Source organism: Brenneria sp. L4-2C, from assembly GCF_040240335.1.
Lineage (GTDB): Bacteria > Pseudomonadota > Gammaproteobacteria > Enterobacterales > Enterobacteriaceae > Brenneria.
This window is the reverse complement of record NZ_JBEIAC010000005.1, coordinates 183,744-200,022: the sequence shown is the minus strand read 5'-3', so window position 1 is coordinate 200,022 and position 16,279 is coordinate 183,744. Positions and strand designations below refer to the sequence as shown.

Here is a 16,279-nt window from a genome sequence, read left to right as displayed (position 1 = left end):
TCATGCCTTATATCGGCATTCATCTGACTTGTATGTGAAATTCGTAAGGGACGATCTCTCCATCCGGCTGCTGTTTGTAGAGTTGATTCGATGTCTCGATAAGAATACTGCCTGCACCATTGTCATTTATAGAAAAAAGAAGTTGTTTCTCAATGCAGTTTTTCTCTACTGACATATCTTCAAAACATAGGCGGTCATAATCACTTTCCTTATAACCCTTGCTGAAATCCCAGAAGTTTATGGTGAAAGAACCATAAGACGAGTATTTGGGGATGGCGTATTGCTCTTGCAGCATATCCTTATTCTTCAGCCACCAGTCGATCTTTCCCCGGTTGGTCAGCGGAAAATTCAGCACCAGCACATCGCTGAAATTGTTGCGTTGATGAATCGCCACGATTTTTACCGGCCGGGAAAGCCAGATAATGCCATACACGGCATCCAGAACGCTCAAAACGGCAACTACACGCTTTTTCGACAACATCTTTATACGCTCATCCTGATGTCCATCCCGGTGATAAACGGTCTGTTTACAGCATCATTCCTTATGCCAGCATTCATCTGACTATACGCACGCGGGATTCAACAGGAACGATCTTTCCATCCGGCTGTTGTTTGTACAACTGACTGGATGTTTTAAACGTAATATCTCCTCTGCCGTTGTCGTGTATAGAGAAAAAACGCTGTTTTTCAATACAGTTTTTCTGTGCCGGCATATCCTCAAAGCACAGCCGGTCGTATTCACCTTCCTTGTAACCCTCGCCGAAATCCCAGAAGGTGATGTTGAAGGAGCCATAAGACGAGCGTTTGGGGATGGCGTATTGCTCTTTGAGCATATCCTTATGCTTCAACCACCAGTCGATCTTTCCCCGGTTGGTCAGCGGGAAATTCAGCACCAGCACATCGCTGAAATTATTTCTTTGATGAATCGCCACGATTTTTACCGGCCGGGAAAGCCAGATAATGCCATACACGGCGGTCAAAATGCTCAAAACGGCGATTACACGCTTTTTCGATAGAATCTTCATTTATCCCCTCGTCCCGGTAATTTCTACCTCGGTTTCCATCTCGGTGATAAACGGCCGCTGCGCCAGCGGGCCGTAGTGTTGCAGAACAAACCAGATGCGAAAGAAAATAAACTGGCGAAATAGCCACTTCAAAATATCCTCGTCATTCAGCCCGAAATGGTCCTGCACCCGGTAGTGGATCACTGCCCGAAAGTCGTTATCGCCAATATACAGGGACTTTAGGGTAATATGGGCAGACCAGATATCATGGACGGTGATGCCCATACCGTTTACGCTATCAATCGGTCTGTTAAACTTTGGCAATATACTTTCTATAATCGCATCTTTAATTTCGCTTTCTGCCGCTGCCGGAAACAGTTTATTTTTCCAGTCAATATTCTTACGGAGAGACTCCTTGATATTAAGTACCGTGCTGTCTTTCGACAAATCCTCGACAAGCTGTTCTCTCAGCGCCTGATCAAGCAGCGGGCTGCGGAAGGTCGCGCCGTTGCCGTAGCGCATATGGTCGATCATCTGATGGATAAGGGGCGCGTAAGGACCAATCATGGTGAAAGGCCATGCAAGATCGTGAAATTCGGCGAACAGGCGGCTCAGGCATTCTTCTGTGGAGAGGTATCGGGTGTTTGGCCTGCGACCCAACTCATACGGGTAAGTCCAGCCGGGAGCCGCTATCTCGGCGCGCGTATAGGGATTAACCCGCGCAGACACGTCCGTAAGGCCGAAGATAGTTTTGAGGGTGTATTCGCTATGGTCGCCATAACGCATGTCCGGCGCCTGATAGTCATCCATTTTATTCTGGCTTTCAAAAACGCGATGAGGAAAGTGCAATGCGGCCGGTCTTATCGTCAATTCAGTCATTACCAGGAATTCCTTTTACCCTGTCTGTTTAATGGAGAACTATCGCCGCGCGGGCCATCTCTCTCTTCCGTTTCAAACAATAATAACCCGTGCAGTTTACCCTATACGTCCAGTAGCATCATTACCCGTAAAAGTAATCAGAACAGGCTCAAGCCTGGCTGGCGGATGCTATAACGATTGCGTTCGATGAATACCCTTGATTTTACGCAACAAGACGATCATGCTCACCACTATGCAAAACTGTTTGCAGCAATATCTGTCAATACATTGAATGGCATAGAATCATGGCTTTACGGAACACACGATGAAAATTGGTCTGTTTTACGGCTCCAGCACCTGCTATACCGAAATGGCGGCAGAAAAAATCCGCGACATCCTGGGTGAGGATCTGGTGGATCTGCACAACGTCAAGGATGTCGACCCGCAGCGGATGGAAGAGTACGAGATACTGATTCTGGGTATTCCAACCTGGGATTTCGGCGAAATACAGGAAGATTGGGAAAACATCTGGGCGCAACTCCCCGCGCTTAACCTGCGCGGCAAGATAGCGGCGCTGTACGGCATGGGCGACCAGTTAGGGTATGGCGAATGGTTCCTGGATGCGCTGGGCATGTTGCATACGCAATTGCAATCGTCCGGCGTGAAATTTATCGGCTACTGGCCGACCGAGGGCTACGATTTTACCAGCCCGAAACCGCTGACCGCCGACGGCAAGCATTTTGTCGGACTGGCGCTGGATGAAGTCAATCAGTACGATCTCAGCGACGAACGCCTTGAGCAGTGGTGCGGGCAGATTTTGCAGGAAATGGCCGCGCAGCTGTAAAACGCGCCTCGCGGCGCTGACGAAGGCGCCGCGAGGCGAAAGGCATGATTCCTCTTACCCTTACAGGCGCCGTTCGCCCCGTCATCATCACCTGGCTAGCGCCGCTTCTGTTGCCACCATCTTGCGCGCGCGGGGGTATCGAAAAAGCTCCAGGCCACGAAACGGCTCTGTTTCTGTCCCTGCGCCATATTGACGGTTCTGACTTTTATCGCTCCGGCTTCCTCCAGCGCACGGTAAATCTCCGGCAGATTCTCCTTGCGCGAAACCAGCGAGGTAAACCACAGACACTGGCGAGCCACGTTGACGCTTTCGTTAATCATCTGGCGGATAAACGCGATTTCCCCGCCGTCGCACCACAGTTCATCCTGTTGCCCGCCAAAGTTGAGCGGCGAGTTTTTATCCAAACCCAGGTTATGCAACTTACGTTGCGCGCCCTGACGCGCCTCGGCGGCAGACGCATGGAACGGCGGATTGCACAGCACCGCATCAAAAATTTCGTTCTTATGGATGATGCCGGCGAGAATCGCTTTGCTGTTTTTCTGGCGGCGTAAACGAATCGCGCGATTCAGGCCGGGATTCGCCTCGATGGTGGCGTTGGCCGCCTGCATCGCCTGCGGATTAATTTCACTGCCGGTAAAACGCCAGCCATATTCACGATGACCAATCAGCGGATAAATACAGTTGGCGCCGCAGCCGACATCCAACAGGCTGGCGTCGCGCGGCACCACGGACTGATTATCCTCCGCCAGCAAATCGGCCAGATGATGAATGTAATCAGCCCGCCCCGGAACCGGCGGGCAGAGAAAACCGTCTGGAATAATCCAGTGTTCAATCTGGTAGAAATGGTGCAGCAGCGCCTGATTCAGCGCCTTGACGGATGCCGGATCGGCAAAATCAATCGACTCGTCGCCATAGGCATTCACCTTCACAAAGGGGATCAGCGCCGGGTGGATTTGCTTCAGCGCGGTAAAATCATAGCGGCCGCGGTGGCGATTACGCGGGTGCAGCACGTTTTTCTGCGCGGCAGGTTTATCAGCGGGCGTTGTCATCAGTTTCTCTCTTATTGTACGGCGCGTAAGATACCTGCTGCGCCGGCCTGCGTAAATCATTGCGATCGTTTTTGTTCCATCCGCCCTGCGGGGTCAACCCCTGCGCTAAGCCGAAACAGGGCGGATGGAGTCACGTCGGCAACGTAAAATTGTCGGTTGATAAAGCATGACGGGAAATCAATCAGGAAAAAACATTCACCGAGAGGATAAAGGGACGCGGCCGGTTTTAGTATTACCCGGCCCAGTTTTTATGCTGCAATAGCAGTTGGCGTAAATGACGCCATTCAGCCTCCCCCATGCTGTCGGATGCCAGCCACAGGCGTTTACGTCCTTTACCATCGATCGCTTTTAGCGATAGCAGAACGCCATTTCTCAGCATCCAGGGGCGTTTGACAATCAGCCATTCCTGCTGCTGCCAGCGCAGTCGCGTCGCACTATGCAATAAAATTTCGCCGTGGCGGGATTTTATGTTGCGCTGACTGCGGATAAAACCGAACACCACCAGCGTAACCAGCCCCAGCCACAACACCGTGTAGCGGTCCGGCCAGGGAGCCAGCAGAATCAGTAAAACCAATAGCCCGTGCGCAACCAGTGAACAAAGCTGCATACGCCAGGAAACGCGAAGGTCACATTGCCACTGGGCCACGGTCTTTATTTCGCGTCTGGATAAGGGAGATCATGCGTTTCAGATCCTGATCTTGCGGTTCGCCGTGATTCATCAGCCAGTTAAACAGGTCCGGATCGTCGCACTGCAACAGACGGACAAAGGCGCGTTTATCATCATCGCTTAGCGCGTCGTATTCATATTCAAAGAACGGCATGATAGAAATGTCCAATTCGCGCATACCACGCCGACATGCCCAATGAATCCGTGATTTATTTTCAATTTCCATGCTTAAAACCACCTTATTATCGTTCATACCTATTAGTGTAACCCGATTTCAACGGCAGGTATTCAATGAATAGTAACACTTTGACATATTTTACCTCGCTATCGACCAGGATTGTATCAAGCGCCGGCGCAATAACCGCTTGCAAACCCGTGCCGCTCTTTTACCATTAACGCATTCGCTTACCGCTTAGTTGTGCAGGATCATATCATGGCCAATCAACCGTCTTTTGCTTCACAACCCCTGTTCGCCTCCGCCGATTTACCCGCTACCCTGATCTCGCTTGATGACTGGGCGCTGGTCACCCTGACCGGCCCCGACACCGTCAAATACCTTCAGGGTCAGGTCACCGCCGATGTGGACGCGCTCGCCGCCGACCAGCATGTACTCTGCGCGCACTGTGACGCCAAAGGGAAAATGTGGAGCGTTCTGCGCTTGTTCCAGCGAGCGGAAGGTTTCGCCTTCATCGAACGCCGCAGCTTGCGCGATACGCAACTCAACGAGTTGAAAAAGTACGCGGTGTTCTCCAAAACGACGATTGCGGCAGACGACGGCGTCATCCTGCTGGGCGCCGCCGGCGCGAATATTCGCGCGCAGCTTCAGTCCGTGTTCAACGACCTGCCCAATGCCGAACACCCGGTGACGCAGGATCAGGATGCCACCCTGCTGCATTTCTCCCATCCTGCCGAACGTTTTCTGCTGGTATTGACCGCAGCGCGCTATACCGCCCTGCTGGAACAGCTCGACGGCAAGAGCGAATTCAATGATAGCCGCCAGTGGCTGGCGTTGGATATTGAATCCGGCCTGCCAATCATTGACAGCGGAAACAGTACGCAGTTCATCCCGCAAGCGGCTAATTTGCAGGCATTAAATGGGATCAGCTTCAGTAAAGGATGCTATGCCGGGCAGGAAATGGTGGCCCGCGCCAAATACCGCGGAGCCAATAAGCGGGCGCTTTACTGGCTGGCGGGTCAGGCCGGACGGATACCGGCGGCCGGGGACGATTTGGAGTTACGACTGGGCGATAACTGGCGCCGCACCGGCACCGTACTGGCGGCCTGCCGATTGCGGGATAACGCCGTCTGGATTCAGGCGGTGCTGAACAACGATCTGGCAGCCGACAGCGTGCTGCGCGTGCGGGACGATGCCGACGGCAAACTGGCGATCCAGCCGCTGCCGTATGACATCACGGACTAACGGCCATGACGACGCCTGCTTCGGCAGGCATCGATTGAACTTAAACGTACAGGTAGATCGCCAGAAAATGGCAGACGCTGCCGCCAAGCACAAAGCCGTGCCAGATGGCGTGATTATAAGGAATGCGGTTACAGGCATAGAAAATCACGCCCAGGGTGTAAACAGCGCCGCCGACCGCCAGCAGCGTAACGCCGCCGATGGACAACGTCATCGCCAGCTGATAAATCACCACTAACGACAACCACCCCATCACCAGATAGGTAATCAGCGAGAGCGCTTCAAAACGGTGAGCAAAGGCCAGTTTGAAGATCACGCCAAGCAGCGCCATACTCCAGATCACCACCATCAGCCCATGGGCCAGCGGCGAGTTGAGCCCGACCAGCAGAAAAGGCGTATAAGTGCCGGCGATCAGCACATAAATCGCACAGTGATCGAATTTCTTCAGCCACGGTTTGGCCCGCGGCGAAGGGATGGCGTGATACAGCGTCGAAGCCAGAAATAGCAGGATGATGCTGCCGCCGTAAAGACTGTAGCTGGTGATGGCGAGACCATCGGCGCCCTGCCCAACCGCCTGCATCAACAGCAAAACCAGCCCCACAATACCGAAAACCAGGCCGATTCCGTGGCTGACGCTGTTGGCTATTTCTTCCGCCAGCGAATAGCCTGATTCCCACAAATTTTTCGCCATCATTTACCTCATTAACGCCTATTCCACCGGCTCGATCGTCATCGCGCGCAAAACGCCGACCCGATAAACGCATCAATACCGCCCCGGAGAATAATCTTCAAGCAGCTTAGCTGAGAATAGTTTCAGTGTACACCTGTAAGCTAAAAATGATTTTCCCCCGCCGCTATGTCAATTTCAACCCAAATCATGCGTGTAAATCTGCGGCGACATCCCCTACAATTATCCGCTTCTGAAACACGCTCATACCGTCGTGCTTTCCGGTGTCGTTAAGGGGTATCCGCCACTATGCAGGCCGCACGCGTTTAGCCCTTTATCCGGTCTCAATTGAAAGAGGTTGTTCCAATGTCGTTATCCCCATCCGCGCTTGATTTCGGTACGCTGACCGATGTGGTCGGTTTTCTGATGGAAATTGATAAGTTAAAAAGCGTTCAGCGTCGCTCGAAAATTATCGGCAGCCCACGCCATGAAGACTCGGCCGAACATAGCTGGCACTTCGCCGTCGCCGCCATGAGCCTGGCGCCCTATGCCGGGAAAGAGGTGGATATCAACCGCGTTATTCAAATGGCGCTGATTCACGATATCGTCGAAATCGACGCCGGGGATGTCATTGTTTATGACCTGGCGGCCCGCGCCGCCGTACACGATCAGGAAGTGGCCGCCGCCGCCCGCCTGTTTGGTTTATTGCCCGAACCGCAGCGCCGGCATTTTCATCAACTGTGGCTGGAATATGAAGCCGGCGAAACCGCCAGCGCCCGCTTCGCCCTGATGCTCGACCGCGTGATGCCGGTTCTGATGAATTTGCATAATCAGGGACAAAGCTGGGTGGAAAACGGCATTCGACTGGACCAGGTGCTTGGCCGCACCGAGTTTATCGCCGGCATTAACCCTGAACTGTGGCAACATCTGAAACAACATCTGGAAGCCGCGCAGGACAAGGGCTGGTTGCTTTAACCGCGGTTGACGGGCGCGTTTTCCCACAAGCAATATCACCGGCGGCAGGCTAGGGATAAACACGCACAATCATCACATCGGGGATGGGGACATCAGTAGAGCTGGCCCCGATGATAGCCCGCATGACGGCGGGTATTTCATCTCGCCTTGCCCTGAACTCACCCAGATTAGGATCGAACAGGGCCACCCTATCCCCATGAGCGTGAGAGGCGACGATATGCCCGCTGGCGGAACTGTCATCCGGTCTGGCCAGCCAAAGCAGATTTGAACTGTTTCGGCTGCTCAGCACATTAGCAATTTCATTCATTGCGCCTTCTTCATCGCCGATAATATCGATCAGCAGATTATCTTCAGCGCCGGGCCTTACCCCGAGGGATCGAATCGTGGCATAAAACGGATCTTCAACTTCATATGAACGCTGATTGGCTTCATCCACTCTGTCGGCATATTCGCGCTGCCGCGCGATCACATCGGCAGTGGCGTCCTCAAGAAAGCGTGTGCGCGCAGCGGCGCTGTCTGAAGGGCTATCGCCAATCTGTTTTAACCACATCGTGCTGTAAATAGCGCAAGCGCCAGGATGGCCGCGCTCGAAACGTTCCAACGCCTCAAGCTGGTCGAATGCGGCGGTTCGGTGCGATAGTCCGCGGGTATTGTCTCCATAAGCCGCCGTGTAATGCTCATCCACCCGCGGCTGCGACGAGCATAAACCATGCATGATGGAGAAAACGCCGAGCGTAAGCGGATGAGATGGCGCGCGTCTATCCGCCGCGCCGGGATCGGCGGGAAAATGCCGCTGGCCGGTTTTATCGGCTCCCCTTTGATTCGCGTTTTCGGCGCTGTCCGGTAGTCTTTTCATCTCGCCGCGGATTACCGACGTCAGCAGACTAAAAGCGTCATCCCCTATGTTATGCTTCTCTCCATGCAATTTTTCCAGATACTGCCGCGCCTGCGTTTTATCCGTAAGTCGCTGTGCGTTGACATAAGTACGGGCTTCGTCGAGCGTTTTTATCGCTATCTTTTTTGTCTGCGGCTCTTTATTCCCATTACGACCATTGGTGAATAAATTCACCGCTGGCAAATCTCGTATCCCAATCACGAGTACACTCCATTAGCTATCCAGGAACAGGAAATAACCCCATGAATTCTCTACAAGAGAAAACACGCAGGCTGACATGCGGGAAATATTCTGTAGTGCAGAAACAACGGAATGCCCATAAAATCGCGGCGATTTCAAGCCATGGACGGTCAGAAAGAAACGCTGTCAGCCATTCTGAGTGGCTCAAACAGTGGTACGGTTCCCACTCAATTTTCCGGTACGGAACAGCGGAAGAGGCGGGAACCTGAAATGAACCCGCGTTTGCCGCGGTTGCCTGTCGGCAAACCTGGCGGCGGCGAGGAAAGAAATCGACTCGCGGATAACTCACGAGCCGATTTCTCAGAGAGGACGCCGGTTACTGGTAATCCTCCACCGGCACGCAGGAACAGAACAGATGACGGTCGCCATAAACATCGTCCAGACGTTTTACCGTAGGCCAGTATTTATTTTCACTGCCTGCCGGGAATACCGCCAGCTCACGACTGTAAGGATGCGGCCATTCGCCGGCCAGCTCGCTCTGCGTATGAGGCGCGTTCACCAGCGGATTGTCCGTTAGCGGCCACTCGCCGTTAACCACGCGATCGATTTCCGCGCGAATCGCCAGCATGGCGTCAATGAAACGATCCAACTCCGCCAGACTCTCGGATTCCGTCGGTTCCACCATCAGCGTACCGGCCACCGGGAATGACATGGTCGGGGCATGGAAACCGTAATCAATCAAACGCTTGGCGATATCCATCTCGCTGATGCCGGTACTTTCCTTCAGCGGGCGGAGATCGAGAATACATTCGTGCGCCACCCGTCCGTCCCGCCCGGTATACAGCACCGGATAAGACGACTGTAGCCGCGCGGCGATGTAGTTGGCGTTGAGGATCGCCATCTGGCTCGCCTGCTTCAGACCGTCGGCGCCCATCATGCGGATGTACATCCAGCTAATCGGCAGAATAGAGGCGCTGCCGAACGGCGCGGCGGACACCGCGCCCTGACTGGTCAACACGCCATCGATTTTCACCACCTGATGTCCCGGCACAAACGGCGCCAGATGCGCTTTTACGCCGATCGGCCCCATGCCCGGCCCGCCGCCGCCGTGAGGGATGCAGAACGTTTTATGCAGGTTGAGATGCGAAACATCCGCGCCGATATAGCCCGGCGACGTAATGCCGACCTGCGCATTCATATTGGCGCCGTCCAGGTACACCTGACCGCCGAACTGATGCACGATCTGGCACACTTCGCGGATGGTTTCTTCGTAAACCCCGTGGGTGGAGGGATAGGTCACCATGATGCAGGCCAGCTTCTCGCCCGCGGACTGCGCTTTCTCACGCAGATCGTTCAGGTCGATATTGCCCTGCTTGTCGCAGGCCACCACCACCACGCTCATGCCGGCCATATGCGCCGACGCCGGGTTGGTGCCATGCGCCGAGCTGGGGATCAGACAGATATCGCGCGCTGATTCGTTACGGCTTTGGTGATAACGACGGATCGCCAACAGTCCGGCGTATTCGCCCTGCGCGCCGGAGTTCGGCTGCATGCATACGGCGTCGTATCCGGTCAGTTGCACCAGCCAGCCGGATAGCTGTTCGATCATCTTCCGATAGCCGAGCGCCTGTTCCGGCGGACAAAACGGGTGCAGTTCAGCGAACTCGGGCCAGGTAATCGGCAGCATTTCGGCGACGGCATTGAGCTTCATGGTGCAGGAGCCCAGCGGGATCATCGCCTGATTCAGCGCCAGATCCTTGCATTCCAGACGGTGCAGATAGCGCATCATCTCGGTTTCGCTGTGATAACGGTTAAACACCGGATGAGCAAGGATAGCATCATCACGTTGCAAAGCCGCGGGTATCGACGCGTCCCGCTGTCCCGCCGCCGTATCCAGATCGTCGATATCCAGACCGTGGGAATAGCCCAGCAGGACGGCGAACAGCGTCAGCACGTCTTCCCGCGTCGTGGCTTCATCCAGCGTCACGCCGACCGCGCCGTCAAGATCGGCCCGCAGGTTGACGCCGAAGCTCAGCGCCCGGCTCAGCACGGCGGCTTTGTCTTCCACCGCCACGGTTAACGTATCGAACCAGGTCTGATGACGCAGCGTCAGCCCGCCCTGAAGCAAGCCGAGCGCCAGAATATCCGTCAGACGGTGAATACGTCCGGCAATGCGTTTCAATCCTTCCGGGCCGTGGTACACCGCATACATACCGGCGATATTGGCCAGCAGCACCTGCGAGGTACAGATATTCGAATTCGCTTTTTCACGGCGGATATGCTGTTCGCGGGTTTGCATCGCCATACGCAATGCGGTATTGCCGGCGGCGTCCACGGAGACGCCGATAATCCGTCCCGGCATGGCGCGTTTGTATTCGTCCCGGCAGGCGAAAAACGCCGCGTGCGGCCCGCCGTAGCCCATCGGCACGCCAAAACGCTGGGCGGATCCAAAGACGATATCGGCGCCCTGTTTACCGGGGGCGGTCAACAGCACCAGCGCCATGATATCGGCGCTGACGCAGCTCACCACCTTGCGCGTTTTCAATTCAGCCATCAGGGCGCTGTAATCATGCAACTCGCCGGTGGTGCCGGCCTGTTGCAACAGCACGCCGAACACGCCGTCGTCGCTCAATGCGCTTTGCGCCTTGCCGACCACGACGTCAAATCCAAAGGTTTCGGCGCGCGTGCGCACCACATCCAGCGTTTGCGGGTGGACATCGTCGGCGACGAAGAAGCGGTTGGCCTGCTTGAGTTTGCTGATGCGTTTCGCCATCGCCATCGCTTCCGCCGCCGCCGTCGCCTCATCCAGCAACGAGGCGGAAGCCAGTTCCAAACCGGTTAAATCCTGAGTCACCTGCTGAAAATTCAGCAATGCTTCCAGACGCCCTTGAGAAACCTCCGGTTGATACGGCGTATAGGCCGTATACCAACCCGGATTTTCCAGCACATTGCGTAAAATCACCGGCGGCATCAGCACGGCGCCGTAGCCCATGCCGATATAGCTTTTGTAACGCTGATTCTGGCCGGCAATCGCCTTCAGCTCAGCCAACGCCTGATGCTCCGTCGCCGCATCGCCGACCGCGGGCGGGCTGGGCAACTGGATATCGGCAGGGACAATCTGCCGAATTAACGCATCAAGCGAATCCGCGCCCACCGCAGCCAGCATCTGCTGTCGCTGGCTGGCGGAGGAACCAATATGACGTTCAACGAAAGCGCTGTTATGTTCAAGTTGACTGAGAGTCTGGGTCATTACGAAAATTTCCTGCATATAACGCTCTCCGCGTCATACCCGGCGGGATAACGCAGAGCGAGGGAACAAAATAAAACGCCCCGGCTCGGTAGAGTCCGGGGCGCGGTGACTATTCTTCTTCGTCCAGCGCGGCCTGATATCCCTCGGCATCAAGCAATTCGTCCAGATCGGATTCGTCGGACGATCTGATGCGGAACAGCCAGCCTTCGGTATAGGGCGCGCTGTTGACCAGTTCAGGCGAACTTTCCAGCTCCGCGTTGATATCGATAATCTCGCCGCTGATCGGCGCATAAATGTCAGACGCCGCCTTGACCGACTCGGCTACGGCGCAGTCGTCGCCGGCGGAAACGATGGTTCCCACTTCCGGCAAATCGATAAACACCATGTCGCCCAATAACTCCTGTGCATGTTCGGTAATACCGATCAGATAAACGCCCTCGCCTTCAGACTGCACCCACTCATGCGAAGCGGTATATTTTAATTCTGCTGGAACATCGCTCATTGCCACCCTCTCCTTCCTTCACAAAACGGTTAAAACTGGACTGCATATCGACGCCGCTGGCTGCTTCTGAAACCGCGGGGATAGCGTTAATATTGCACAATCGGTTTGCCGGCGCGCACAAAGCCGGGTTTGGTGACATGCACCGGGAGTTCACGGTTACGGATCTGGACAATCGCCTGTTCGCCGATCCCGCTCGGAACGCGCGCCAGCGCAATACTCAACCCCAGCGTGGGTGAAAAAGAGCCGCTGGTAATCACGCCTTCCCGCATCACGCCTTCGCTATCGGTAAAACGTACGGGTAACTCATTGCGCAACACGCCTTTTTCGGTCATCACCAAACCGACCAACTGCTCAGTGCCTTTTTCACGCTGCCGCTCCAACGCTTCACGCCCGATAAACTGGCGTTCTTCCGGCTGCCAGGCGATGGTCCAGCCCATATTGGCGGCCAGCGGCGAAACGCCTTCGTCCATATCCTGTCCGTAGAGGTTCATGCCGGCTTCCAGCCGCAGCGTGTCGCGCGCGCCCAATCCGCATGGCTTAACCCCGACGGACAGAAGCTGTCGCCACAACGCGACAACCTGCTCCTTCGGCAGCGCGATTTCATAGCCGGCTTCACCAGTATAACCCGTTGTCGCGATGAAAAAATCGTCGACCTGAACGCCGAAAAACGGCTTCATACCTGCGATTTTCGCCCGCTGGGCCTCGTTGAGCAGACGCTGTACCTTTGCCTGCGCCTGCGGCCCCTGCACGGCCACCAGAGCCAGATCCTCGCGTTCGCGGACATCGACCATAAAAGGCTCGGCGTGCCGGACGATCCAGGCTAAGTCTTTCTCACGGGTGGCCGAATTGACCACCAGACGAAAATAGTCTTCCGTCATGAAATAAACGATCAGATCGTCGATAACCCCGCCGGAGGCATTCAGCATACCGGTATAAAGCGCTTTGCCGGGCTGGGTGAGTTTGGCGACATCGTTCGCCAGCAGATAACGCAGAAACTCGCGGGTTCGCACGCCGTGCAAATCCACGATGGTCATATGAGATACATCAAACATACCGGCATCACGACGTACGATGTGATGCTCGTCAAGCTGAGAGCCGTAATGCAGCGGCATCATCCAGCCGTGAAAATCAACCATTTTGGCACCGTCCGTCAGGTGCTGTTGATACAACGGAGTCTGCTTAGCCATGTCTTCCCTCTGTTCGTAGCTCTGCGTTCGGGCGATCGCCACCGCCGCGCAAACGATATCTTGATAATGAACTTACCACCGAAACGTCGGTTAAACTATCCCCACAGGCATAAGATAATCTATATGGAAAATGCTTCGACCCATGCAAGGTGAAACCACCGACAATAGATAAATCCTCCAAAAAATAATCACTCACTGGCATAAAACCAATGCAATTTGGAGAAAAGATGAAATCATTGATATGAAAAATGGATTGTCTGCCGATCGCCAGCGCAAAGAAAACGCCCAACGCATTATTTAAACTAATGCGAAAAATGCAGCAAAATTAGATTATTTCAACCAAAACGCCGCCTGGCATAAACAGGGTATTGAAATGAAGGCGCGCTCTCCACGCCCTTAACAGATCGACTTATCCGGCGGCGTTTTTGGTTATTGCGGGATCTTTCCGTCAATACGCTGCATCAGATAAGGGAAAAACGGATTGGAGGACAATCGCAGCAGGGTGTCCAGATCCACGACCAGCACCGAACGCTCGCCCCGCGCCGCGATCGTCCCCAGCGGCAGGCCGAACTCGCGGGGATTCTGCGAAAAACGGCCATACAGGGAGTCCGTATCCGGGAAAGGCAGAGCGACGTGCGAGAGCGAGTACACATCGCGCGGGTAATCAATCCCCAGCGCGCGGGAACCGCCCTGCGCTTCTCCCGCTTGTACATCGAAGGCGACGGCATGCGCGCTGTCCGGGGCGGCATTGGTGATTACCGTCGTGTCATAGCGGCGCGGCGCGGGCGGCAACAGTTGGCTGGCGGCGCGATCCGCCGAATCCCGCAGCAGCGGTCCGAAATTGATAGTGCGATTGACGTCAAACAGCACCAGTTGGCTGCCGTTCGCCGGCAAGAGATTATAAAACGACGAGATCACCGCCTGCGTGCTCACCGTAAAATCCATCACCGACTGAAAAGTCAGCACCGGCGGCAATTGTTGCAGCGTATGTTGCTGCGCTTTACGGGTGAGCTGCCCCTGGAGTTCGTGGGTTAATAACCAGGACTGGCGAGCCCCGTTAACCGGAAACGAGTTATATTTGAATGGATTAAACTCCGGCAAAATACCCAGCCATGCCGATTTGGCGAACGCCGGGAATATCGCCGGCAGGCCGGCCAATCCGGCGAAGCGGGCGTAACTGGTGATGCCGATCATCGGCGAAATCAGGATCAGCTGATCCGGCCGCGTCAACCTTGGGTCATCCAACGCATCCAGCGTATATTTCAACGCCAGCGCGCCGCCATTGGAAAAGCCCACAATATGCAGCGGCAACGCCTTGCCTGAATCCGCCGCCAGTCGATGCTGCGCTTCGCGCACCGCCAGACGGGTGGCCGCCAGCCAATCCTGCCAGTGGATATCCGTCAGCGCGCCAGGCACCGTGCCGTGGGCGGGCAAACGAATCCCGACCACCACAAAACCGCGCTGACGGTAACGTTCGGCAATATGCCGCAAACTGTAAGGCGAGTCCGTTAGCCCATGCAGCAGCACCGCCGCGCCTTTCGGCGTTCCCGCCGGCATCATTTCGTAAGAACGATTCCAGTCGTGCTGAAACTTTCCGGGGTACACCGGGCTGCCGGAGAAATAGCGGTTAATCGGCCGCTGCTCATCGTCATCCAGCTCCTGGGTCACATGCTGTTCGACCTGGCGGAAAATCGTCTCTTCGGCGCGCAGATAAGTCGGCCAATCGGCACGATCGAGCTCATCCGCCGACAACTCATCCGGCACAAACGTATGCCAGGGCGCCAGCGCCGGACCGCGTTGCGTGTCATAAATGCGAATAGCCAGCAGCGTCGTCGCCGCGACGATAAAAATAATGGCGACGCGTTTAATCCCCCGTCCGGCCGACCTCATCAGCATGGTTCTATCCCTTCCTGTTTACCGTTTAACCGCCTGCTTTCCGGCAGTCCGCACGTTTGAAAGAGTAAACCATCCGGCCCGCCGATGGTATTAAACCTCGTTCAGCGTACAGTCCCGGCAACGTGCGACGCCGGGAATGCGGTAGCGCTGACAACAGCTGCGGCGCTGAATAACGCCGCCGCGGGGAATTACCGTGCGATAAAGAGGATTGTCGCCGCCATCCAGCCATGAACGGGAAAAGAACAGCGCGTCATGCAGCAGGCGGCGTTCCTCCTGTGGTATCAACGGCGCTATATCGTCCAAAAACCAGTGAATCAGATAGCCGGTATTATTCCAGGCAAGCCTGGCGTTAAGCGCGCCGAAGCTGTCCAGCGTGTTAATTACCGGCGCCACATGCTGATGCAGCATGCGCTCCAGACGCGCGCGCGGCGAGTCGTCCGCCGCGGTCAACGTCCGGGTCGCAATATAAAACACCGCCGGATGCCCTTTCCCCGCGTCAAATCCGACGTATATCCGATTCGTCGCACAGTCCAATGCCGCATCGTGTTTGAGCAAAGCCAGCATCAACGGCGGCACCAGCAGCCCGATATACCATTGCGCCCACAGCGATTGCAGCGGCTTTTCCTCACGCGGCTTATCCGGATGCCGGCGATACAGTTCGTCGCCGTAACGCCGCACCAGCCGATGAAACACCTCCGGCCGCGACCACTCGGCGAGCGTCATGCCGTCCTCCGGGGGCGACTCGCCGAATTTCACGCTATCCAGGCAATGAGGACGATGCCGGCGCAGCAAAGCGCTTAACGCGGCGGCCAACTGCCGGTCGCACCCGGCAAAAACCGGATGTTCAACGGAATTGGCGATGTTTTTGACAATCGGCATAGGCGGGTT

At 55.4% G+C, this 16,279-nt stretch carries 16 protein-coding genes; 3 read left to right on the top strand and 13 right to left on the bottom strand.

Features of this window, described 5'->3' with window-relative positions; translation table 11 throughout:
• Window positions 1-19: 19 nt before the first annotated feature.
• From ABRZ26_RS10445 to ABRZ26_RS10435, 3 genes are all read right to left on the bottom strand, one after another.
• The gene (locus ABRZ26_RS10445) at window positions 20-481 is read right to left on the bottom strand and encodes a DUF943 family protein (RefSeq protein ID WP_319604196.1); all 462 of its coding nucleotides are present in this window, start codon (window positions 479-481) and stop codon (window positions 20-22) included.
• A gap of 73 nt (window positions 482-554) precedes the next feature.
• Entirely contained in the window at window positions 555-1,025 is a 471-nt protein-coding gene (locus ABRZ26_RS10440; protein WP_319604195.1) for a DUF943 family protein, read from the bottom strand.
• Window positions 1,026-1,883 (bottom strand): YPO3983 family protein, encoded by an 858-nt coding sequence (locus ABRZ26_RS10435; protein WP_319604194.1) that lies wholly within the window; start codon window positions 1,881-1,883, stop codon window positions 1,026-1,028. It lies immediately after the preceding gene.
• Between the two features lie 304 nt (window positions 1,884-2,187).
• Between ABRZ26_RS10435 and fldB the strand changes: the two genes are divergently transcribed.
• On the top strand, window positions 2,188-2,706 hold the full coding sequence (gene fldB, locus ABRZ26_RS10430) for a flavodoxin FldB (RefSeq protein ID WP_319604193.1): 519 nt from the start codon (window positions 2,188-2,190) through the stop codon (window positions 2,704-2,706).
• A 95-nt stretch (window positions 2,707-2,801) separates the two neighbouring features.
• On the opposite strand, the gene rlmF is transcribed toward fldB, so the two are convergent.
• The 3 genes from rlmF to sdhE all read right to left on the bottom strand — a co-directional run bounded on the left by rlmF (window position 2,802) and on the right by sdhE (window position 4,648).
• Window positions 2,802-3,755, bottom strand: a complete 954-nt coding sequence (rlmF, locus tag ABRZ26_RS10425) for a 23S rRNA (adenine(1618)-N(6))-methyltransferase RlmF (RefSeq protein WP_319604192.1) — start codon at window positions 3,753-3,755, stop codon at window positions 2,802-2,804.
• Between the two features lie 232 nt (window positions 3,756-3,987).
• Window positions 3,988-4,401 (bottom strand): protein YgfX, encoded by a 414-nt coding sequence (locus ABRZ26_RS10420; RefSeq protein ID WP_319604191.1) that lies wholly within the window; start codon window positions 4,399-4,401, stop codon window positions 3,988-3,990.
• Window positions 4,382-4,648 (bottom strand): FAD assembly factor SdhE, encoded by a 267-nt coding sequence (gene sdhE, locus ABRZ26_RS10415; protein ID WP_319604190.1) that lies wholly within the window; start codon window positions 4,646-4,648, stop codon window positions 4,382-4,384. The genes ABRZ26_RS10420 and sdhE overlap by 20 nt, the downstream gene beginning before the upstream one ends.
• A 207-nt stretch (window positions 4,649-4,855) precedes the next feature.
• On the opposite strand from sdhE, the gene ygfZ reads away from it, so the two are divergent.
• Entirely contained in the window at window positions 4,856-5,842 is a 987-nt protein-coding gene (gene ygfZ / locus ABRZ26_RS10410) for a tRNA-modifying protein YgfZ (RefSeq protein WP_319604189.1), read from the top strand.
• Window positions 5,843-5,882: 40 nt separating this feature from the next.
• On the opposite strand, the gene trhA is transcribed toward ygfZ, so the two are convergent.
• Window positions 5,883-6,530 carry a PAQR family membrane homeostasis protein TrhA gene (trhA, locus tag ABRZ26_RS10405; RefSeq protein ID WP_413556194.1) on the bottom strand — a complete coding sequence of 216 codons (648 nt, stop codon included), beginning with the start codon at window positions 6,528-6,530 and terminating at the stop codon, window positions 5,883-5,885.
• Window positions 6,531-6,872: 342 nt separating this feature from the next.
• On the opposite strand from trhA, the gene ABRZ26_RS10400 reads away from it, so the two are divergent.
• Complete coding sequence (locus ABRZ26_RS10400; protein WP_319604186.1) at window positions 6,873-7,481, top strand: HD domain-containing protein; 609 nt, start codon at window positions 6,873-6,875, stop codon at window positions 7,479-7,481.
• 49 nt (window positions 7,482-7,530) lie between these two features.
• Here ABRZ26_RS10400 and ABRZ26_RS10395 read toward each other — a convergent pair whose 3' ends face one another.
• From ABRZ26_RS10395 to fhuF, 6 genes are all read right to left on the bottom strand, one after another.
• The gene (locus tag ABRZ26_RS10395) at window positions 7,531-8,577 is read right to left on the bottom strand and encodes a YopT-type cysteine protease domain-containing protein (RefSeq protein ID WP_319604184.1); all 1,047 of its coding nucleotides are present in this window, start codon (window positions 8,575-8,577) and stop codon (window positions 7,531-7,533) included.
• A gap of 355 nt (window positions 8,578-8,932) precedes the next feature.
• Window positions 8,933-11,806 carry an aminomethyl-transferring glycine dehydrogenase gene (gene gcvP, locus ABRZ26_RS10390; protein WP_319604182.1) on the bottom strand — a complete coding sequence of 958 codons (2,874 nt, stop codon included), beginning with the start codon at window positions 11,804-11,806 and terminating at the stop codon, window positions 8,933-8,935.
• 109 nt (window positions 11,807-11,915) lie between these two features.
• On the bottom strand, window positions 11,916-12,308 hold the full coding sequence (gene gcvH, locus ABRZ26_RS10385) for a glycine cleavage system protein GcvH (RefSeq protein WP_319604180.1): 393 nt from the start codon (window positions 12,306-12,308) through the stop codon (window positions 11,916-11,918).
• Window positions 12,309-12,394: 86 nt separating this feature from the next.
• The gene (gene gcvT, locus ABRZ26_RS10380) at window positions 12,395-13,495 is read right to left on the bottom strand and encodes a glycine cleavage system aminomethyltransferase GcvT (RefSeq protein ID WP_319604179.1); all 1,101 of its coding nucleotides are present in this window, start codon (window positions 13,493-13,495) and stop codon (window positions 12,395-12,397) included.
• A 429-nt stretch (window positions 13,496-13,924) separates the two neighbouring features.
• Window positions 13,925-15,391, bottom strand: coding sequence for an alpha/beta hydrolase (locus ABRZ26_RS10375; RefSeq protein ID WP_319604178.1), 1,467 nt, complete (start codon window positions 15,389-15,391; stop codon window positions 13,925-13,927).
• Between the two features lie 90 nt (window positions 15,392-15,481).
• Window positions 15,482-16,270, bottom strand: a complete 789-nt coding sequence (gene fhuF, locus ABRZ26_RS10370; RefSeq protein ID WP_319604177.1) for a siderophore-iron reductase FhuF — start codon at window positions 16,268-16,270, stop codon at window positions 15,482-15,484.
• Between the last annotated feature and the right edge of the window lie 9 nt (window positions 16,271-16,279).